We start from the raw sequence: 21844 nt of genomic DNA, 5'->3' as shown, positions 1-21844 counted from the left end.
CCATGTTTATCGTGTAGTTGCTTGGCGCGCGGCGCGGCTACACCGCGCCATTGCTTGTGACAGTTGCGTAAGTCCTGTTGGGGACTGGGGACTGGGGACTGGGGACTGGGAAAATATTCCAAAATTTGCTGTAGGTAATAACCCGGAACATCATTTTTGAGCTAGCTGATTACCCAATCCCCAATCCCTAATCCCCAGTCCCTTTTACTGCCCCATGCCCACTATCTACTGAACAACCAAGTGGATATTTTGCAGTTGACACTTCGCCTCAGCTGTACCCAGACGTTCGATTACCTGTTCGGCGCTCATCAGACGCTTGAGTACTACTTGACCGATGGTCTGACTACCAAGTACTGGTGTTGTTGGTTTAACTTCCACGGTTAAAACGGCTTCTTCAACTCGATAAAGCCAGAGCAATTCATTTTCTTCGACTAAACAAATATTCATTCGCTGAATATCTGGTTGGCGTCGCCATGCAGTTATTTGCCAGAGTCCATCAGATGCCCAAACTCTTGCAACTGCCCATCCCTCAGATAGAAAGAAATACTTCACGGTCTTAGTCTCACTATTTCGACTTTCAATCTGCTGTTAACAATATCGCGATCGCTTTAGTCGCTGATGTTCAAACACACTTCTTTTTGAGAATACAGCCGATCTTGACGAGAAAACGCTTTGTCGGTGTCTGTTTCCAAGCAGCAACAGATAAAATCTCAACGTACACTACTTGGACTAAGTGTCAAAGCTTAACAAAACCCATTTTTTTAGTAAATATGAATTTACGACAAATTTTACCAACTGTTAAAAAATTTAATTACATAAAAACTTTTCAATACTTAACAAATCTTAAATATTAAATTTCGTATTTTATTAATGATTTTTTTTAACCAAATAGTGCATAGGTGTATCCAGTCGTCGGGATCACAGCAATAAACTTGATTATGAAGTTGGGTATCTGCCACAAATTTTTGATTTAGATAGCTACGGAGCGTTCCATTAAAACAAGATCCACTATAAAATTGTGAAGATTCAGCATAAGAGTCACAAATGTAGTAAAATTGCTGACCGCTGATATCAAATATATTATTGCTATGACCTGGTTTTCCTTGTTCGTGAAACGGTGGGGTCGGATAAGACAATTCCTATCTTTGTTCTGTCTATGTTTATTTTTAGTTGTTAGTTGCGCTCCTCGTCCGCAGTCAACTACACCACCATCTGGTTCTGTAAATACCCCTACAGGTGATGGTCGTATTACTATCGGTACAACAGCCAAGCCAAGAACCCTCGATCCTGCTGATGCTTATGAGTTAGCAGCTTTAGGTTTGGTGTTTAATATGAGCGATCGCCTGTACAACTACGAATCAGGAAGCACCGAAATTAAGCCACAGCTAGCTACAGCATTACCCAAAGTTAGTCAAGATGGCTTAACTTATACCATTCCCTTACGCCAAGGTGTAGTTTTTCACGATGGGACTCCCTTTAATGCTCAAGCAATGGCGTTTACCATTCAGCGCTTTATTGAAAATAAAGGAAAACCCTCATTCTTACTAGCTGATATAGTAGATTCGGTCAAACCGACAAGCGAGTATGAGTTAACCATCAAGCTGAAAAAGCCATTTGCAGCTTTTCCTTCACTGTTGGCGTTTCCTGGGGTGTGTGCAGTTTCACCAAAAGCTTATGAAGTCGGTGCTGGGAAATTCAAGCCGAATATTTTTGTGGGAACTGGCCCTTACAAATTAAGACAGTATGGTACTGATTCCATCAAATTTGATGTGTTTGATAAATATTGGGGAGAAAAACCAGCTAACAAAGGTGTTAATCTCCAAATTCAAACTAGTCCGGTTAATTTGTTTAATGCTTTTCGTACAGGTGCAATCGATGTAGCTTATCTATCGCTGCAACCAGATCAAAATCGGAGTTTGGAAGAAGGTGGTAAAAAAGGGGATTGGCAAGCGATCGCAGCTGAAGGTAGTGTAGTAAGTTATCTGGTATTAAACCGCAATCAAAAACCTTTAGATAAATTAGAGGTAAGACAAGCGATCGCCTCCATCATTGACCGTCCACTTTTAAACGAGCGAGTATTATTTGGTCAAGCAGATCCGCTATATAGCATGATTCCCACAACGTTTAAAGTTTCTGTGCCATTATTTAAAGATAAATATGGCGATGCTAACTTCGATCAAGCTAAAAAATTATTAACTACTGCTGGCTTCTCCAAAGAAAATCCTGCAAAAGTGCAAGTTTGGTATCCTTCTAGTTCACCTACTCGTAGTTTGGCAGCACAGACACTCAAATCTCTTGTGGATGTCAAAATGGATGGAATACTGCAATTTGAAGTTACCCAAGCAGAAGGGCCTGCCTTCTTTAAAGACATTGCAAAAGGTTTGTATCCAGCAGCTTTACTTGATTGGTATCCAGACTTTTTAGATCCAGATAATTACGTCCAGCCATTTTTATCTTGTGACAAAGGTTCCGTGGCTAAAGGATGCGAAGATGGAGGCAGTCAAACTCAGGGTTCGTTCTACTATAACGAAGCCATAAATAAATTGATTGATGGGCAACGCAAAGAACAAAATCCCGAAGCGCGTCAGAAAATTTTTAACGAAATTCAAACGCAAGTAACTACTGATGTACCTTATGTCCCCTTATGGCAAAACAAAGACTATGTATTTGCTCGAAATGGTGTTAATGGCGTAAAACTTAACCCTACCCAAATTTTGGTTTACCAGACACTTAAAAAATAATTCGTAATTCGTAATTCGTAATTCGTAATTTAATTTTTTGAGATTTAAATTCCAACAGCTAAAAGCCACAAATTTGACAATTTAATGTGGTGAAAAGCCCAAATATTACGAATTACGAATTACGAATTACGAATTAAAAATTAAAAATTAAAAATTAAAAATTACTTATGTCTCGTTCTAAAGCTTTACAATATTACATTGTTTCTCGGTTGCTTCTTGCGCCACTCCAGCTATTAACGATCATCACCATTGTATTTCTCTTATTAAGAGCAACACCAGGAGATCCAGCAGATGCAATTCTTGGTGGACGTGCGCCAGAAGCAGCTAAAGAAGAATTGCGAAAACAACTCGGTTTAAACCTTCCTCTATGGCTACAATATCTCAATTATTTGGGAAATTTGTTGCGCTTTGATTTGGGAAGTTCTTTGTTGAGTCGGGGAGAGAATGTTTGGGACATCATTGGGCAATATTTCCCGGCGACGGTGGAGTTAGCAGTATGTAGTATGGCGGTTGCACTCATCGTCGGAATCGGGGTTGGGACTCTTTCGGCTTCTCGTCCCGGAACATATTTTGATGTCGGAGGGCGCTTGTTTGGTATCATCACCTACGCACTTCCCATGTTTTGGGCGGGAATGCTTTTGCAGTTAATTTTCTCAGTCCAACTTGGTTGGTTTCCCAATTCAAACCGCTTTCCGCCCAATCTTCCGGCTCCCACTACTGTGACAGGATTGTATACAATTGATAGCTTACTCGGTGGAAACTTCACCCAGTTTTTCGCATCTTTGCACCATCTTGCTTTACCGAGTCTCACTTTGGGAATTTTGCTTAGTGGAATTTTTGAGCGAATTGTGCGAGTGAATTTAAAGCAAACTTTGCAAGCCGATTATGTAGAAGCTGCTAGAGCTAGAGGTATTGGTGAAAATAAGATTTTAGCCTCCCACGCTTTAAAAAATGCGCTAATTCCAGTAATTACAGTCTTGGGATTAACTTTTGCATCTCTATTGGGTGGGGCGATTTTGACAGAAGTAACGTTTTCTTGGCCTGGTTTGGCTAATCGATTGTATCAAGCGATCGCCGATCGCGATTATCCCACAGTCCAGGGAGTACTCGTATTTTTTGGTGCGATCGTTGTCAGCGCCAGCATTTTAATTGATATTTTAAATGCTTATGTAGATCCGCGAATTCGGTATTAAATTTCTTGAGAAATACCACTGGCTAAAATCCCCAGAATTTTATTTACATCTTTGAGATAATATTCGCTTAAATCAATGGTCAATGTTTGTTGTTGTAATTTGAGGAATTGCCAAATACTGCCAGTTGTGACTGCTCCGTAAATTGTTTGAATCTCAGTTGCAGCTTGCTGATTAAAAATTTGGGCTGCTACCATTTCCGCTGCACACTGACCAAAACCCGCATTAATATTCTCTTTTTTAGCTTCTACAACTGTAATTACTGGTGCTGTCAAAATCAGAATTTCTGGAGATTTAGTAATAATAAAATCGCAAGTGCCGTTTAATCCTTTGCTATTATCGACAGTAAAATCTACTCCAGAAAATAAACTAACTTGTTCGTGTAATTGTCGGCGTAAATCAACTAAAATTGGAGCAATAATTAATTCAGAACGAGCTTTTTCACTATTACTACCTAAAGCTATATCTAGGTTATAATTGAGTATTTCTGTAAGCAAATTACTCGCTGTTAATTCAGGAACAACAGCGAAAATATCGCGTTTTTCTAATGTGGTTAAACTAAACTCTTGTTTTGCTTTAGCTAAACTAAACTCGCTGTAAGCCATAAAACTATTACTCGCTTTCCCTTTCAAACAGAAGACTGAAATTACTGTCCAACATCCAAGTTAAAGTAGAAACTATTGTCTACAATTCTGTTGCTACCAACACCCTTGATAATGGGTATGCTGACTTGGTGCTGTCCTGGTTCAAGCTTCCAAGTTTTTTGGAAGTTACCAATATTATGACAAGCAGCATAAATCGGGAAGTTACTAGGAGTGAAAAGTCCATTTTTATAACCCTCAACTCCATTTTTAAATAAATATCCTCTGACTTCTACTTTATTGAGTAGAGTTTGAGATGGTATGCAATAATAGACGTTTGATAATCTTAGAGTATCTCCAGATTTGAGAAAGAGGCGATCGCGATTTGTCACTTGCTGAAGTTCGTTGCTATTAACCTGCACCGCTTTAGACGACATTAGAGTGAAAGCTACGAATGTAAGTCATTCAACCCCCGATTAACCCGTAACAGCGATCGCTTCAGGGACGGAAAATAGAGTTTTCATGACGTGAGTAAAACTGTAGTGCGATACAGCCTATTAAATTACAATTTTTGACCGAAGTATCTATCTCGAATTTCTGGATGCTTTGCTAAAAAGCGTTCTATTTCTAGCCTAGACCACTCATCTATCTCAATATCTCTATTGCGAGCAATTCCTTCTAATTTATCATGTAACGTACTATCAATAACCCCGCTAGTCATAACACAGAAACCGTCTGCACCATACTGGGCAACTGTATCGGCTACTTCAACTTTTTTACCCGTGAGTGAACTTCCATCTTTGATTAGTTTACATTGTACGATCCACTTAATTGAAGTTTTATTATTTTTGCCAGTACGTGGAAATGTTGTAAATTCTATATCTCTACCGCCATCACGAGAGCGCGACTTTCCCATTTTCACAATTTTATAAGGTTGATAACGGCAAAGAATAATGTCATAGCAAAGCTCTTCAAATTTTTCATCATCCAGTTCATGCCAATTGCAAGCAATTTTACTTGATATTCCTAACAAATTTTTGGCACTTCCAGTAAAATTAATAGTTATATCTAAATACTTATTTATTGTTTCTTTACTCACTTTATCTAAATTATTATTGAAAATAATGTATTGAGCAACTTTGTCATAAGCTATAATAATTTCTCCTTCTTGAGACAAAAATATTTTATTTATTAAACTATCATTATTAAAATTATTATATGTAACGATTAAATCACTATTTTGAGATTGGTATCCATAATTTTTAGCCCAAATTTCTTTTGAGCATATTTGTGCGTTATCGATTTTATTTTTAGGATATAGAATTATACTTGATTCATTAAAAACAATTGGGTCTTGATTTAAAAATGATATTTTTTGTGCTTCAAGCATTGTAGGTAATCGATAGTAAAAACCACCTTTTTGTTTAAGTAAATCACCAACATCTACATTTACAGGAGTTATCCAACTATCTGAAGATACATATAAATCAAACCCAACATTATTACTCCAGTATGAACGCCAGAAACTATATCTCCACTCAGGATGTTTATTATATAGCTCTTCTATAAGTTTTTCTTGTTCTTCTTCCTCTTCATCTTCATATAGAGAATATATACCAGCCACAAAATTAGCTATATAGAAGTCAGCTATATCTGGACAATAAAGCCTACGCTTTTCTAAAGTATTTTGAAATTCCTCATACATTAATGGCACACGCTCATCATTATCAAAATCATAGTCATCATCAAATGTTGGTAAAAGCAAAAACAGTACTTTAGTTAACTCAATTAAGTTTTTGGGTTTAAAATCACAACAAATTTTAACTGGCATCTCCTCAGAATTTACTTGAAAGGATATATTTTCACAAAATTCGCCTATACTTTCTATCACAAATGATGCCCAGAGATAATCGTAAGCTAAGTCTGTATTATACTGAGATGAGTTAATTGAATAACACGGGATTTCTAAAATAAAATTATCAGAAATTTTACTAAGCTCCTCATACAATTCTTCAAAATTATAATCACTAAATTCTGAAGGTTCGAGTTTAAAGTCAAGCATTGGAGTACTTTATTCTAGAAAGAAGTAACGAAATTATTAAAGTTAAGAATATAGGACAAGCTTTTTCAGCCTCTATTTGCGTTTTTGCAGCCATCTCGGCTCGATGCCGCTAGTTACAAGAACTCTGGGTAATGGGTAATCAACTCCAGTCTGTAGTTCTCTACGGTCACAGACGCATGGGCAAAACTTCTATTCTGCTTAACGCTGCTAACTGTCTAGGCTCACAAATACAGCTAGCCTATTTTAACTTGCTACGTTTGGGAGATAGCCCTCAAGGTGTGGGTGAAGTGCTGATGGCAATTTGTGATGAAATTTCTCAAGCTGTAAAACTTCCATCACTAACTGATGCTGATTTGCTAAATCTCCCCTACCGGACTTTTGAACGCTATTTAAAACAGGTGGAAGCAAAGCTAGATGGTGGGTTAATCATCGCCTTAGATGAGTTTGAGAAAATTGAAGATTTAATAGAAGCTGGAAAAATTCCTATAGATTGTATGGGTTTTCAGCTAGTTCGCGGCTATAATAACTTTGTTTTTGAGCAAGGGCGATCACGTAACCCAGTTTTCACAATAGAAGATGTGGAAGCAGTTATCAATGACCCTGAGTTTTTCAAACGGGGACGCTACTACTTTGATGGGGTTTGGGGTCAGGCGGTGCGGGGTGCTAAGGGTCAACAAGCAATTGTACAAGTGCTTGCACCTCACCCAGAAGGGCTAAGTCTGGATGCCTTAGCTCAGTCTACAGGTATGAACGACGCCGATCTACAGGAAGCGCTGAATACTCTGAAGCGTCATGATGTCGTTGAGGAAACTCAGGGAAGCTGGCGGATTATGGTAGAACTATTTCGCCGTTGGGTTTTGCAGCAGTAGAGTACAAGTGATGCCTACAGTTGGCTACGTCTACGCAAAAGCTATTTCGGAGTACGCAAAAGCTATTTCGGAGTACGCAAAAGCTATTTTGGAGTACGCAAAAGCTATTTCGGAGTACGCAAAAGCTATTTTGGAGTACGCAAAAGCTATTTTGGAGTACGCAAAAGCTATTTCGGAGTACGCAAAAGCTATTTCGGAGTACGCAAAAGCTATTTCGGAGTACGCAAAAGCTATTTCGGGGTTCGCAAAAGTTATTTCGGGGTACGCAAAAGCTATTTCGGGGTTCGCATTTGTTATTTCGGAGTTCGCAAAAGTTATTTCGGGGTACGCATTTGTTACTTTGGGGTTCGCAAAAGTTATTTCGGCGACTCCATTTGCTATTCTAAAAGCTTATCTTCTCAAACTACGAGGGTCGAGTGCATCTCTCAGCCCATCACCGAGTAAGTTGAATGCCAACACTGTGAGGATAATCAGCACAGCCGGCGGCCAAATTAGCCAAGGTTGCAACACTAAAATTGAAGCATTGCTAGCCAGAGATAACATATTTCCCCAAGAGGGGTCTGGTTGTTGAATACCCAAGCCGATGAGACTCAATATCGCCTCTGAACCAATAAAGCCGGGAATTGCAAGAGTCGCAGAGATAACTACATAACTAGCCGTTTGCGGTAAAACGTGGCGGACAATGATATAAATTGGGTTCGCGCCCATTGCCCGCGCTGCTTGGACAAATTCTCGCTCTTTAAGTGATAGTACCTGTCCCCGAATGACTCGTGCTAAACTAGCCCAGCTAATAACCGAAGTAATCACCACAATCAGCAAAAAGCGCTGGGTACTACTTAATCCTGCTGGTAAGACTGCGCCCAATGTCACCAAAAGATAAATACTAGGGAAAGTCATTAACACTTCTGCCAAACGCATAATGACACTATCAGTCACGCCGCCAAAATAGCCAGAAATTCCCCCAATGATCAAACCAAGGGGATAGGTAATGATAATACCAAAAATCCCGATAAACATACTGATGCGACCGCCATGCAGGAGGCGACTGAATTGGTCGCGGCCTTGGTCATCAGTACCGAAAATGTTGAATCTTGCGCCAGTTGTTGTGCCAAATAAATGCCAATTTAAGGGAATACCACCAAAGATTGTGACTTCATCCCACTTCGGGGGTAATGGCAAACTCATCTGCAACAATCGGTATTCTGGGCCGGAGACAAATAGACGCAGGGGTGAAGGCTTTGTCGAGTCTATAATGAGTTGGCGATCGCCTGTATCTAAATTTGTATCTCCCTGAGTTGTCGGATAAATATAAGGCCCGATAAACTGCCCTGACTTGGAAACCCAGTGTATCTTCGTTGGTGGCAGCAATGAACCATTGGGCTGTGAAGCATAGGGGTCATAAGGAGCTACGAAATCAGCGGCAATTACTCCTATATAGAAAATTAACAGCAAAATTGCCCCAAATCGTGCCAAAGGATTTTTCTTTAGTCGTCGCCACCAATCCATAGTAGTTAGGAGTTATAAGTTAGGAGTTATGAGTTATTAAGCTTTTATCTTAATTCATAATTCATCATTAATAATTCTTAACTCCCAACTCCACCAATTTTGGATTACAGGAAAAATCTCAAATCCAAAAGTGAATAACTTCTAACTCCCAACTGCTAATTTCTCTAAATATCGCTGCTGTTCTTCCTGTTGTTTTTCATGTTCCACAACAAACACGTTTGAATAGAGATTAGCAAGAATTTGCTTGCCTTGTTGGGTCAATGATAGGTAATGCAGTCCTTCTTGGATATAGGGATATACGCCATTCCAGTAAAATTTAGCGTAGTTATTACGTAAATCGGCAGGGGTTTCATAGCCCAAAACTTTATTTACACCAGTTTCTTCAAATTCGTAAAATAAAGAAGTAATTTTCTTCAGGTAACGCGGGTCGCTTAGTTGACCAATCAAATCAGCCGCACGAACTAATCCTGCAAAGCACTTTGTATCTTGATGATCTTCTGCCGCAGGCACTGGAAATCGAGTCAATTCAATATTGCTTTTAATTGCTTCAGCATCTATTAACTTGTGACCCCCAAAACGCTCATCAATAAAGAGCTTGGCTCTATCAACATGATACGGTGTCAGACTGGCATCAGAAGCGCCAGGAGCTACAGAAATCATTCTGCCATTTTTACCTGTGGCATATAAGCCTGCTGTTTCTCGGTCTTGTCGGCAAACTCCTTTAACGTAGCCAATATCATGACTCACTAAAGAGATGATACAATGCAACCAATCTTCACTGGAAACACCGCCTTCTCTAATGTGTTTGCCACGTAAGATTTCTTGTCCTACAAGGGTGACAAGGACTGTGTGTTCTACATTGTGGTAAAGGGCATCGCTATTGGCAATATTTTCCAAAGCCATATTACCAGCCCAGGCGATAATGTCCTGATAATCATTTTTGAAGCAGCCATAAGTGCGACGGTAGCCTTCTCGAATTTCATTTACAAAGGCATCAATTAAAATTTCAGTGGCATTGAACATATCTGCTTACTCTGGTAAATACCAATTATTTATTGATTTGATTGATTTCAAAATTCCATAATCAGGGCCATCCATGCTGGAATTTAGGAGAATCGAGTTTGCTCCTTTGTAACTCACGTGTAGCTGTAGACGCTAGCTTAATCTATGCCTGAATTACATGGTATTGCATGGTTTCCTAGCAAAACAAAGGCTTTAGAGGAATTATGGGTTGCTTAAAAAAAAGTTTTGCTAGTGTTCCGAAATACATAAATAGTTATGATCTTAATTTAGATAAGTCTAGATTAGTTTTATCAGTTTTTCATATCTAAGCGTTGTTGACGGTGATCTAAATACTTGTAGTGCGTGACCTAGAGTAGCTAGATGAGATGAAATAAGTTTTGTATTATAATTTACATCAAAATTTTAAGTATTGTATTGATAGTAATTACTCTTAGTAACAAAGTTGTATTGTATACTGTTGCACAAGAAAGACATTTATTACAAAATGCGTCATAGTTGATGTGAAATAAATCTCAAGTTTTATTAAGAAAATACCAAGATTGGTATGCATAGACAGAAAGTGGAGGTGAGACTGTGAGCGATGAAAGTGTTTCAGAAGTCGAGGTAGAAGAACCTATAACCTCTGAAGATACTAGCTTTTTGAGCAAATCAGATCAAAAACCAAATAGGGTATGGTTGAAGCCATTATTCTTAGGTACTGGTTTAGGAATTGCGATCGCCTTGGCTGGGATGAGTGTATTAAATCGTCTTTCATCTCGTCAACAAAGTCCGGTAGCAGATAAAAAAGTTAACCCAGCGATGACAGTCACCATCGCCACAGTAGAAACCGCCCGTGTTGTCCGTACCCTTAAAACAACTGGCACTGTAGCAGCAAGTGATTTAATTCCGGTGCTACCGCAGACAAACGGCTTACAAATTAAAAGCATCCCTGCAAATGTCAAAGAAGGAGCTTTTGTCAAACAAGGTCAAGTGTTAGCGGTGTTAGATGGTTCCATACTGCAAAGTCAACTTAGCCAAGCAAAAGCAGATATGGAATCTAAACAAGCAGATGTGGCATCCAAACAAGCAGATTTGGCATCCAAGCAGGCGGATTTGGCATCAAATAAAGCAATAGTCCAGCAAAAACAAGCCGATTTAGCTCAAGCCAAAGCGAGATTAGAGGAAGCAGCCAAGAATTATCAGCGCTATCAACAACTCGCTGACTCTGGAACGATTAGTAAGCAAGAACTCGATACTCGTTCCTACGCTGTGAAAACTGCCATAGAAGTTGTGAATTTGGCCCAAGAAAATATACGTAGTGCCCAGGCTAATATCGGCAGTGCCCAAGCCAACATTGGTAACGCCCAAGCGATCATCAACAAAGCTAAAGCTGATGTCCGCAGCAGTGCCGCTAAGGTGCAACAACTGCAAACTCAGTTGGGACAAACTGTGGTGCGTGCGCCGGTTTCTGGAGTAATCGCCGAAAAACTGGCGAGAGTCGGTGATGTCACTGGTATACCGCCGCAAACTCAGGTGGGAACTGTCATTGGTGGCACACAAAAGCTATTTTCGATTATCCGAGATGAAAAGTTAGAACTTCAGGCTAAGGTGCCCGAAACTCAACTAAACCAGGTGAAAATTGGCGCATCGGTGCAAATTACTTCTGATGTCGATCGCCGCGTGCGATCGCAGGGACGAGTCAGGGATATACAACCACAGGTGAACGATCAAAGACGGGAAGCGACAGTAAAAATTGACTTGCCGCCAACAACTTTACTTAAACCAGGGATGTTTGCTAATGCTGCAATTACTACTGACTCAGGGATGAGAATGGTAGTACCGCAAAAAGCAGTGCAGTCCCAAGCAGATGCAAGTGTAGTTGTATTTATCTTATCAGGTGAAAATACAGTCCGCAGCCAGAAAGTAGAGTTAGGAGATCCTGGTAATGGCGACACAGTGGAAATCAAGAGTGGGTTAGAGTTAGGCGATCGCGTCGTCGTTGATGGTGCAGGCTATCTCAAAGATGGCGACAAAGTTCGAGTTGCAAATTGAAGCAGAAGTCAGAATTCACAAGTCAGAAGTCAGAATTTTGAATCCAATCAATGGAGGATTTAGCGAAAAGTCGAGCAGTCGGTTGATAAGACACTTCTGACAAGGTTTCTCGACTTGAGCGAATTGGTGTGTTATTAAGCTTGAGTATTAAAGTTTTCTGAATTCTAGATTCTGAATTCTAGATTCTGAATTCTGAATTCTGAATCCTGAATCCTGACACTGAGATGTCGAATCCCAAATCGTTCGACTAAGCGTAGTCGAAGCCCCAAATCCCAAATCTAAAATTTCCCAATGTCTTTTAATATATCAGCCTGGTCGATTAAAAAACCTGTTCCCACGATAGTTTTATTTTTAATTTTGACAGTTGTGGGTTGGTTCTCCTTCATATCCTTGGGGATTGATACTAACCCAAATATTGATGTGCCAACAGTTTTGATCAAAGTCACTCAACCGGGTGCAGGCCCGGCAGAACTAGAATCCCAAGTGACGAAAAAAATTGAAGATGCTGTGGCGGGGTTGGGCAATATCGATTACATGATTTCCACCGTCAGCGATGGGAATTCTAAGACGACAATCAATTTTGTTTTGGGTACAGATAGCGATCGCGCCACCAATGACGTTCGGAATGCGATCGCTCAAATTCGTCAAGATTTACCTCAAGACATCAACGATCCAATTGTGGAACGCCTGGAATTTTCCGGCGGCCCCGTGATTACCTACGCAGTTAAATCAGATCGGCGTTCTGTAGAAGAATTAAGCAATCTTGTAGACCAAACTATTAGCCGTGCCTTATTGGGAGTCCGTGGTGTAGCACAAATTCAGCGTGTGGGTGGCGTTGACCGAGAAATTCGGATTAATCTTAATCCAGACCGCTTACAATCTTTAGCGATTACCGCCACTCAGGTAAACGACCAAATCCGCGCTTTGAACATTAACTTACCTGGTGGACGTGCCGAAGTTGGTGGTAGCGAACAAAGTATCCGTACTTTAGGAAGTGCCATCAGTGTCGATATTTTGAAAACTTACGAAATCCTCTTACCACAAGGTGGTTCCGTACCTTTATCTAGTCTCGGAACTGTAGAAGATAAATTTGGTGACGTGCGTCAAGCTGCGCGCTTAAATAATCAACCTGTGGTAGCTTTTCAAGTTTTGCGTAGTACTGGTAGCGTTCTAGTGACAGTAGAAGAAGGAGTCAAAGCAGCAGTCAAACAACTGGAAAAAACCCTTCCCTCAGATGTCAAGCTGGATTTAATTTTTACTAGAGCCGATATTGTCCGCCAATCCTACCAAAGCACTATTGATGAGTTGATTCAAGCTTCGCTGCTGGCGGTCATCGTTATTTTAGTGTTTTTGCGGGACTGGCGAGCAACATTAATTACTGCTGTTGCTTTACCCTTATCAATAATTCCCACCTTTGCAGTGCAGCAAGCCCTTGGTTATACACTCAACAACATGACTTTGTTAGCATTAGCGCTGGCGGTGGGCAATTTAGTTGATGATGCCGTTGTAGAAATTGAAAATATGGAACGGCATATCGCTATGGGTAAATCAGCTTGGGAAGCTGCTTTTGACTCTTCCGACGAAGTAGGGTTAGCGGTAATAGCAAGTTCAGCGACAATTATTGCAGTCTTTCTGCCTGTTGCTTTTATGGGTGGGATTCCGGGACAATTTTTTCAACCATTTGGCGTTACCGTTGCTGTTTCCACAATTTTTTCAACTCTTGTAGCGCGGATGGTTACGCCGATGATGGGGGCGTATCTTTTAAAGGAAGCAGAGGGGCATGGGGGCAGGGGGGCAGAGGGGCAGAGGGGCAGGGGAGTAATAAAATTCTTTAATTTGAAATTTACACTTCCAGGTGGGAACTGGGGAAACAAAAAACTTAGAGATGAAAAGCGTCCTGGCTTTCAACCTTATAGATCGCTTTTACAGTGGGCGTTACGCCATAGATTGACAACAATGGCGATCGCCTTGGCTTTCTTTATTGCTAGTCTAATGCTAGTTCCCTTGATTCCTAAGGGTTTTGTTGATGATGGCGACTTTGGAATTTCCAACGTATCTATAGAATTACCTCCTGGTTCAACTTTGTCAGACGTTAATAAGGTAGTCACACAAGCGACTGATATTATCCGCCAAAACCCAGTAGTTGAACGCGTACTAGCAACGGAAGAGATAAATTCTGCAACCCTTGCGATTAATCTCAAACCCAGAGAAGAACGAAATATTTCCCAAAAACAGTTTGAGGAACAAGTGCGTCCTGACTTTGAACAAATACCAGGAGCGAGAATTAGTTTTCAAAGTCAGTCACCAGGTGACAGCCGTAAAGGTTTATCAATTGTCCTCAGAAGTGAAAATCCCGAAGCATTGAATCAAGCTGCTGATGCCCTAGAAAAGCAGATGCGATCGCTAGCTGGATTGGTAGAAGTGGCTTCTACTGCAAGTTTGGTTAAACCAGAGATTTTGGTAATTCCCAACCCGCAACGGGCAGCAGATTTGGGTGTGACAGTGCAAGCGATCGCTCGTACTGCTTCCCTTGCCACCATCGGCGATAATGAAGCCAACTTGGCAAAATTTAATTTAAGCGATCGGCAAATCCCGATTCGTGTCCAAATCGAACCGGAAGCTAGGGCTGATATCAACACAATTACAAATCTCCAAGTCCCCAGTCAAAATGGTAGATTGGTTCCCCTTGTAGCAGTGGCAGATATCCGCTTTGGTAGCGGCCCTGCTACCATCAACCGCTATGATCGCGCCCGTCAAGTCGCTGTAGAAGCCAACTTACAAGGGATTTCTTTAGGAGAGGCAGTAGAAACGATCAACAAACTACCTGTGATGCAAAACTTACCGCCAGGAGTAGTACAGCAACCTTCAGGCAGTGCCAAAATTATGCAAGACATTTTCGGTCGCTTTGGCGGTGCATTAGGGCTGGCATTAATGTGTATCTATGCAATTCTGGTGCTGCTGTATAACAACTTTCTCCATCCATTATCGATTATGGCAGCTTTACCCTTTTGTTTAGGCGGCGCATTGGTAGCGTTGATGGTTGCTCAAAAACCCTTGGGAATATATGCTCTGATTGGTATCGTATTGCTGTTGGGGATTGTCACCAAAAACTCGATTCTGTTAGTTGACTATACAATCATCAACATGCAAGAAGGCAAAACCCAACGTCAGGCACTCATTGAATCAGGCGTATCACGTCTACGACCGATTTTAATGACTTCTCTAGCAACGATCGCCGGGATTCTGCCCTTAGCATTAGGAATTGGCGCGGGTTCTGAAATTCGCCAACCGATGGGAATAGCTATTATGGGCGGTTTCACAACTTCCACCCTGTTGACACTGGTGGTAGTACCAGTGATATTTAGCTACATTGACAACTTCCAAAGTTGGATTATGGATACATTGCGCTATGGCTTTGGCAAAAAACCATCGCGCCAATAATTGTAGAGACGGCGATAAGTTTTCTGGTAGAGGCGGTGGAAAAAGCCTACCTAGATGCTCGTAAGCTAGCAATTAAGGAAGGTAAGCTGGCTAAGTTTGGGATTCGGATACCGGAAGAAAGTGAATATCCTACCGTTTGTCCTTTTTCGATTGAGCAGATTTTAGATGAGGATTTTTACGGGCTGTAGAGGATTGCTTATTGTCATATTGCTTTATATCTAGATGGATAGACAGCTTGACCGAAAGGTTCTACAATCTGACTGATTGCGGTAAATTTACCTATTGCCCAATCCATATAAGCATAGTAAAGATTTTCTAGTGATTACGTTTGATTGCGGAAGCACTAAATTAATATAGGAAAGTCTTGAATAAGGGACAGCAGACAAATGGATGTAAAGCTGGTTTTAGCCGGATTAACAGTTATATTTACGCTTTCGTGCTTATTTTTTGGCACGAAAAATGGATTCTATGATTCAGATAATTATCATGGCAATGGCTCCGCACATTGAGATAAGTCTGTTGATTCTTAATCGACTTACCGGAGGGTGAGTTGGCTAAGAACGCTCAGAACTTGCAAAGGGAAAAGAAACAAGAGGCATCCTTTAGCTCCTAGTTTGATGGCTTCTCGTTAGCCCACCTTTCCGAACCAGTGCGGGTTCGTAGAGGCGTCCTCCCCAATCAAAAATCTGTATTATCAGGGTGTAGGGGCGCACGATAAAACTTACCCCTAAGTCACAAAACCAAAATTTGTGTAACTTTTGGCTTTTGGGATATGTCCATCATGATGAGGTTTGAGGGGAGGAGAGCATGAGGGATAATCTGTCGGCATCTTCTCGCTTAAATGCTGCGGAAGCAGGTAGTGAATTAGAATGTCTGCCCTATAGTGTCCAGCATGGCAATGAGGGCGTATGTTTATTGGTGAAAATGGGGCCACACCGCATTCTGTTAGACTGTGGTTTGGAGGATGTTTCATCACTGGCTAAGGGGCTTACTCAGTCGGGAAGCGGAGCTAGTTCGCCCTTACCAGCAGATTTGGTTTTAATTAGTCACGCCCACCCAGATCACGCCAAAGGCTTATTGGCACTGCATAAAGCTTTTCCCAAGTTACCTATTTATGGTAGTGAGGTGACTAGCAAGTTACTGCCGCTAAATTGGCTAGACCAAGATCCTGAGGAAATTTCCCAATTTTGTCATGCCTTGCCGTTGCGATCGCCTGTGGAATTTCATGATGGTTTGGTGGCAGAATTATTTCCCGCAGGGCATCTACCAGGGGCAGTGGCAATTCTACTTACCTACACTACCAAGCAGCGTATTTACAAGTTACTGTATACAGGTGACTTTTTCTTATCTAACTCCCGGTTGGTAGAAGGTTTGCGTTTAGAGGAACTGCGGGGCTTAGACTTAGATGTGCTAATCATTGAAGGTAGTTATGGCACATCCCGTCATCCCCACCGCCGCAACCAAGAAAATCAACTTGCAGAGCGAATTAATCGAGCGATCGCTGACCATTGTTCTGTAATCCTTCCCACCCCGGCTTTAGGATTGGGTCAAGAATTATTAATGCTCTTGCGATCGCATCACCACTTCACTGGACGAGATTTAGATATCTGGGTAGATGGTGCTGTCGCCACTGGGTGTGATGCTTATCTAGAACTGCTACCCCACCTCCCCCCATCCGTACAGAACTTCGCCCGTCATCAACCCTTGTTTTGGGATGAACGGGTGCGTCCTCGCGTGCGTCGTTTACAAGCAGAACATCGTCCCACTGTGGGTAAGTCCCCTTGTATTGTCCTCACTGACTCTACATCTGATTTAGGTGAACATTGCCAGGTCAACACCGGGCCTTGGCTGATTCTCCTACCAGAAAAAATTGATATAAAAATTAATAAAGAATATTTAGCACCTACCACTGTCGAAACCTATTTATTGGCTCAACATAGTGATGGCCCTGGTACTACGCAGCTAATTCATAATTTGCGACCCCAGCACGTCATTTTTGTCCACGGTTCTCCTGCCTATTTGGCAGACCTGACTAGCCTAGAGGAATTGCAAAACCGCTACCATGTACATTCCCCGGCGGCTGACACCTTAGTAGAACTGCCCATCGGCGACACATTTTTACAACCAGCAGCACCAGAGACTAACTACGAAGGCGAACTGACAGAGTTGGGAACAGTAATCACAATCACCCTAGCGGATGTGATTACTGCTGATCCACGTTGGCGGCAATTTGCTGATACTGGTTTAATCGAAGCTCGTTGGCAAGGGGAAGAACTAGTATTAAGAGGATTGTCTCAACGAGAACTGCTCAACCAAAATAGTGATCGCTATACGTGGACAGATGTAGATTGTTGTGGTACTTGTCGACATCAAAGGGGGCAGAGGTGTTGGAACCCAGCTTCCCCGTTATATAACTTTAAGGTAACTCTCGAAGGTTACTGTCCTGCCTTTGAAGGCTTATCTAATCCTGAGTCCTGAATGCTTAATGCTGAGTTAGGATTTGTTACTCAGCACTTAGCACTCAGCACTGAATTATTCTGGATTCGAGTCAGTGTAACGGTTGTGGATGCGCTCTGCTTCGGGACAATCTTCAGTCATCAGAGGTTCTACATTACCGCGTGGTACTGAAGCCAATTTTTGCGTTACAGCACCAATGCTCTCAAGGCGAACCATTTCTTCCCAAGAACAAACTTCGTCCTCTTCTTCTGTTTCATAGCGTAGGGTCACTAAATCTCCCTCTATGTCTATGATGCGGGCGCGTTCAATCCAGCGTTGCTGGTCCCGCAAGAAAACACATACCTCGCGCCCATCGCAACACAGTTGATAAATCTTGCGGTGTAGCATGTACTGTTTCTGCCTTTTTAAACAACGTAGTTAAACCTGTCAAAATCTGGGTTCTACCCCATTACATTACACCTTTAAGAGGTTAATTTCACTGTTCAGAACAAGTATGCTTCATAATCCCAATCCCAAGATTTGCTTCTAGTTGTCAAAATATCAGGATAATGTTGGGTCATCAATCAATTGCTCTAGAAATGAACTTAATCTCCCTCCGGCTGATTCTAGGGAATGTCTGCTTCATAGAAGTCAAACAATTCGGTACCTGTCCTAAGCAGGCTCATATTACTTGGTGAGTCATTCTTACCATTATGTAATAAAGAATACTCCAAAACAATCGTTGAATGCGGTTGTTTAACTTGCCTGCTTTTAATCATTGGCATTATTGGGAAGTCCGGGGACTTGGCTTTACTTTTACCCACTTGTATCTGATCTTAACTCATTCTCTTGCTGACCTTGATGCTTTTCCACAACAACAGCCAAAGAGTTTTGAGTTTTTTTTCTTTTTGGCTAGAAAAAGACAACAGAGTAAGGGAAGAGGTAGAGGGGAAAGACCATGAGAAAATTCTACTGTGAGAATCTTAGGAAGATTTATACGGTAGGGGGAATTCCATAAGTACGTTCGACGAGGATGCTTCTCGTTTAATTTCACCTGCGCGAACTGCATCGTATAAGGCTGCGAGGTCTGGCAAATCCTCTGCCTGATAGCATTTAGTGGCCAGCACTTGCTGGAGTAAACCCTCAGATTCAACACTAAGATATCCAGTTTCGAAAGCAGACGCAATGATTGTGCGAATCATCTTAGATTAGGGCAGAGTGAGCAATTTATTAGGTCTAGTGTGGAATATTTTCCTCTGTTGCTAATTGATATGGAACATCAATACTGTGTGACTAGTATTACATTTAAATAGTGATTCGTATCACAATAATGGCTGATAAAATTAAGTTTTCGCGGCTCTGTTTCTTAGTATGCGTAGATAAAAAATTACGATATTTTTCAGCATTAACGTTGAAAAGCTGGATACTTTAACAAAATTAAAAGATAAAAAACTTTTCAACAAGCATTCACAAACTATGATTAAACATCAGCAATCAAGCAAAAAACTGGCGGAAATCTTCATCTTTTTGACTTAATTGCACCCAGTCAAGATTTAAGGACTGGAATTTTTGCACCAAGCGATCGCAAGCCGGACGTTCGGTAGCGTAATGTCCAGCATCGATTAAAATGAGATTGCGATCGCGACTTTCTTGAAACTGATGAAATTTACAGTCAGAAGTCAGATAAGCTTGAGCACCAGTTTTGACAACGGCTGAAATGTAACTAGCACCCGAACCACCCAAAACCGCAACTCGTGAAATTGTTTGCTGTAAATCAACACTTGGGGAAAAAATCAAATTAGGGGGAGAAAGTCGGGTTTGAATGGTTGCGAGTAATTCTTGTAATGTTAGAAATGGCTCTAGCAAACCAACACGACCATATCCTAATCCTCCTTGTGTAAGCTCTATGGGAGTAACTTCTTTGAGTCCTAAAATCTGAGCTAAAACGTCAGCAGTCCCATCTTGCACTTGGTCAAAATTCGTGTGGGCAGTGTAAATACCAATATTATGGGTAAAGGCTAACCGTAGCATTTCCGCGATCGCTTCACCAGTGCGTAAAGATTTGAGGGGATTAAAAATCAAGGGGTGATGGGCAAATATCAGATTAGCATTTTCTGCGATCGCTTCCTGCATTACCGCTAAAGTCGGCGTCAAACACACCAAAACCCGTGCTTTTTCCTGCAAAACTCCCGGTTCAATTTGCCAGCCACAATTATCCCAACTTTCACACCAAGCGGGATTTGCCCATGCTTCAAACCAAGTAATTAAATCAGCAATTTTCATAATTATTTTCTTCAGCAATTTTTAATTGCTACTCACCGTTTCTGTGGTTGAATATTTAATTTTAATGCTAATTGTTGGCGCATTTCTTGGAAAGGTTTGTTCCACACAGGGGTAGCATTCCAGTTCCATACTGCTACTGGAATCAATTGTTCTTCAGCAAGATAAGTTAGCAAACGGTATTCATCTTCTGGTTCACGAGAAAAGGTGAAGGGGTTGCGGTAGCCCGTCTCACACAGTTTATAAGATACAACCTGACCATGCTTAATACGTTGTAAAAGTTCCTTCCCTTTGACGAGTAAATAATCCAAAAAGATTAGACTAAAAGGCTCTATATGTGCGCGTTTTTGCGGCTCTTTTTGTATCCATCTTGCCCACTCAAATCCATACATAAAATCATGAACATAACGAAAGCGCATTTCCGTTTTATTGCCGAACATCTCTGTTAGACAAACCATCTTTTCACCAAAAACTTTTAGGAAAGGAACAGCACCCTCATCTGCGCTTAAAGCCTGTCTAAGCATACTACTTACAAGAAAATCAAAATCCCAGAAGATGTTTTCTGGGAAGTTCTGTAACTGAGTACGGACTATATTTTCGAGAGTTTCTTGAATAGTTATGAGAATTTGAGGATCAGTGTTTTGTTCCCCTATCAAATTTTCCAATTCTGCAAAGCTGGTAATTAATCTTTTTTGGGGACTAAGTGACAATAAGCTAACAGACTTCTGGGCAAGGATTTCATCAATCAGTTGGAAAGTATGAGTTGGTGTTAGTTTTTGCTTCATAGTAACAACAATCGCCCAGAAAGCTTACACTAAATATTAGTGTATATCCAAAATATAGATTATTTAATAATTACAAATAAACTTAACTTCTGAATTTACAAATATATACGAATTATTTAGTCTATATCTAGTTAATTTTGATGGCAAAGTTATCAAGGCGATATTTATTTAATACATATCACCGTGACTTTAGGAGATTGTATCTAAAAGGTAGACAGTATAACCAGAGTATTTAAACTCTACAAAACTACAGCTTCAAGAAAATTTGAGAATCGGCTATGCAGAAATGTGAACAACCAATTCTCTGGAATGACTGCGCTGGCGGTGTTCCCAAATATAAATTCCCTGCCAAGTTCCCAGTACTAAGTGACCGCGATTAATGGGGATATGTTCAGAAGTGTGGGTGAGTGCGGTACGGATGTGTGCTGGCATATCATCGGGGCCTTCTGCATCGTGGATGTATTTGCCTGATTCTGGCACGAGTTTCGCCATAAAATTAGCTAGATCCACAAGAACATCAGGATCGGCATTTTCTTGGATCACTAAACTGGCTGAAGTATGGCGCAAAAATAAAGTACAAAGACCAGTTTCAACCCCCGATTCTGCAACTGCGGCTGCAATTTTTGCGGTGATATTGTAAAAAGATTTGCCAGTGGTGGAAATTTTTAGTAACTTTTGGTAGTGAGTCATTTCAAACAGTAATTATTGATAACAGTAAAAGCTAGTTAGCAGTTCAATCTGCTTGATGTTGTTGTTTTGTCGGTGGTTGAGCGCTAAATCTAAATTGGGTATAGTTATTATAAATCTTTCTGAAGTCAGCTAACATCTGTAAATTGTATTCTTGAGACATAGATTTATTTATCTATGGTTGGAGATGGCATTATTACATTGATGTTGTT

At 40.9% G+C, this 21844-nt stretch carries 17 protein-coding genes and 1 pseudogene; 7 read left to right on the top strand and 11 right to left on the bottom strand.

Annotated features, from left to right (window positions below):
- Positions 1–225: 225 nt before the first annotated feature.
- The gene (locus RMX98_RS05440; RefSeq protein ID WP_322676853.1) at positions 226–552 is read right to left on the bottom strand and encodes a hypothetical protein; all 327 of its coding nucleotides are present in this window, start codon (positions 550–552) and stop codon (positions 226–228) included.
- Positions 553–1088: 536 nt separating this feature from the next.
- Here RMX98_RS05440 and RMX98_RS05435 point away from each other — a divergent pair.
- Both RMX98_RS05435 and RMX98_RS05430 read left to right on the top strand, forming a co-directional pair.
- The gene (locus RMX98_RS05435; RefSeq protein ID WP_322676852.1) at positions 1089–2741 is read left to right on the top strand and encodes an ABC transporter substrate-binding protein; all 1653 of its coding nucleotides are present in this window, start codon (positions 1089–1091) and stop codon (positions 2739–2741) included.
- A gap of 167 nt (positions 2742–2908) precedes the next feature.
- Positions 2909–3934, top strand: a complete 1026-nt coding sequence (locus tag RMX98_RS05430; protein ID WP_322676851.1) for an ABC transporter permease — start codon at positions 2909–2911, stop codon at positions 3932–3934.
- Here RMX98_RS05430 and RMX98_RS05425 read toward each other — a convergent pair.
- The 3 genes from RMX98_RS05425 to RMX98_RS05415 form a co-directional block, all read right to left on the bottom strand.
- Complete coding sequence (locus tag RMX98_RS05425; protein ID WP_322676850.1) at positions 3931–4536, bottom strand: hypothetical protein; 606 nt, start codon at positions 4534–4536, stop codon at positions 3931–3933. The two genes, RMX98_RS05430 and RMX98_RS05425, sit on opposite strands and share 4 nt — an antisense overlap.
- Before the next feature lie 41 nt (positions 4537–4577).
- The gene (locus RMX98_RS05420) at positions 4578–4949 is read right to left on the bottom strand and encodes a hypothetical protein (RefSeq protein WP_322676849.1); all 372 of its coding nucleotides are present in this window, start codon (positions 4947–4949) and stop codon (positions 4578–4580) included.
- A 125-nt stretch (positions 4950–5074) separates the two neighbouring features.
- Entirely contained in the window at positions 5075–6574 is a 1500-nt protein-coding gene (locus tag RMX98_RS05415; RefSeq protein ID WP_322676848.1) for a hypothetical protein, read from the bottom strand.
- 131 nt (positions 6575–6705) lie between these two features.
- Between RMX98_RS05415 and RMX98_RS05410 the strand changes: the two genes are divergently transcribed.
- Positions 6706–7443, top strand: coding sequence for a helix-turn-helix domain-containing protein (locus RMX98_RS05410; RefSeq protein ID WP_322676847.1), 738 nt, complete (start codon positions 6706–6708; stop codon positions 7441–7443).
- 390 nt (positions 7444–7833) lie between these two features.
- Here RMX98_RS05410 and RMX98_RS05405 read toward each other — a convergent pair whose 3' ends face one another.
- Together RMX98_RS05405 and RMX98_RS05400 are read right to left on the bottom strand one after the other, a co-directional pair.
- Entirely contained in the window at positions 7834–8949 is a 1116-nt protein-coding gene (locus RMX98_RS05405) for an ABC transporter permease (protein ID WP_322676846.1), read from the bottom strand.
- A 141-nt stretch (positions 8950–9090) separates the two neighbouring features.
- Entirely contained in the window at positions 9091–9972 is an 882-nt protein-coding gene (locus tag RMX98_RS05400) for an Npun_R2479 family HD domain-containing metalloprotein (protein WP_322676845.1), read from the bottom strand.
- Positions 9973–10545: 573 nt separating this feature from the next.
- On the opposite strand from RMX98_RS05400, the gene RMX98_RS05395 reads away from it, so the two are divergent.
- The 4 genes and pseudogenes from RMX98_RS05395 (at position 10546) to RMX98_RS05380 (ending at position 17922) form a co-directional block, all read left to right on the top strand.
- Positions 10546–12003: an efflux RND transporter periplasmic adaptor subunit gene (locus RMX98_RS05395; protein WP_322676844.1), complete on the top strand. Its 1458-nt coding sequence runs from the start codon at positions 10546–10548 to the stop codon at positions 12001–12003.
- A 291-nt stretch (positions 12004–12294) separates the two neighbouring features.
- The gene (locus RMX98_RS05390) at positions 12295–15444 is read left to right on the top strand and encodes an efflux RND transporter permease subunit (protein WP_322676843.1); all 3150 of its coding nucleotides are present in this window, start codon (positions 12295–12297) and stop codon (positions 15442–15444) included.
- 17 nt (positions 15445–15461) lie between these two features.
- Positions 15462–15632 (top strand): annotated as a pseudogene (locus tag RMX98_RS05385) (DUF29 family protein); the annotation flags it as partial.
- Positions 15633–16251: 619 nt separating this feature from the next.
- Positions 16252–17922 (top strand): MBL fold metallo-hydrolase, encoded by a 1671-nt coding sequence (locus RMX98_RS05380; RefSeq protein WP_322676842.1) that lies wholly within the window; start codon positions 16252–16254, stop codon positions 17920–17922.
- A 54-nt stretch (positions 17923–17976) separates the two neighbouring features.
- Here RMX98_RS05380 and RMX98_RS05375 read toward each other — a convergent pair whose 3' ends face one another.
- The 5 genes from RMX98_RS05375 to RMX98_RS05355 form a co-directional block, all read right to left on the bottom strand.
- Positions 17977–18288, bottom strand: a complete 312-nt coding sequence (locus RMX98_RS05375) for a DUF6679 family protein (protein ID WP_012408115.1) — start codon at positions 18286–18288, stop codon at positions 17977–17979.
- 575 nt (positions 18289–18863) lie between these two features.
- Entirely contained in the window at positions 18864–19082 is a 219-nt protein-coding gene (locus RMX98_RS05370) for a hypothetical protein (RefSeq protein WP_322676841.1), read from the bottom strand.
- A 292-nt stretch (positions 19083–19374) separates the two neighbouring features.
- On the bottom strand, positions 19375–20163 hold the full coding sequence (locus RMX98_RS05365; protein WP_322676840.1) for a Nif3-like dinuclear metal center hexameric protein: 789 nt from the start codon (positions 20161–20163) through the stop codon (positions 19375–19377).
- Between the two features lie 32 nt (positions 20164–20195).
- A complete protein-coding gene (locus tag RMX98_RS05360; RefSeq protein ID WP_322676839.1) occupies positions 20196–20945 on the bottom strand; it encodes a hypothetical protein in 750 nt (249 codons plus the stop codon).
- A gap of 276 nt (positions 20946–21221) precedes the next feature.
- Positions 21222–21635, bottom strand: a complete 414-nt coding sequence (locus tag RMX98_RS05355) for a secondary thiamine-phosphate synthase enzyme YjbQ (RefSeq protein ID WP_322676838.1) — start codon at positions 21633–21635, stop codon at positions 21222–21224.
- Positions 21636–21844 lie beyond the last annotated feature (209 nt).

Source organism: Nostoc sp. DedQUE02 (genome assembly GCF_034531035.1).
Lineage (GTDB): Bacteria > Cyanobacteriota > Cyanobacteriia > Cyanobacteriales > Nostocaceae > Nostoc.
Note: the sequence above shows the minus strand (reverse complement) of the source record. Positions and strands in the feature narration are given on the sequence as shown.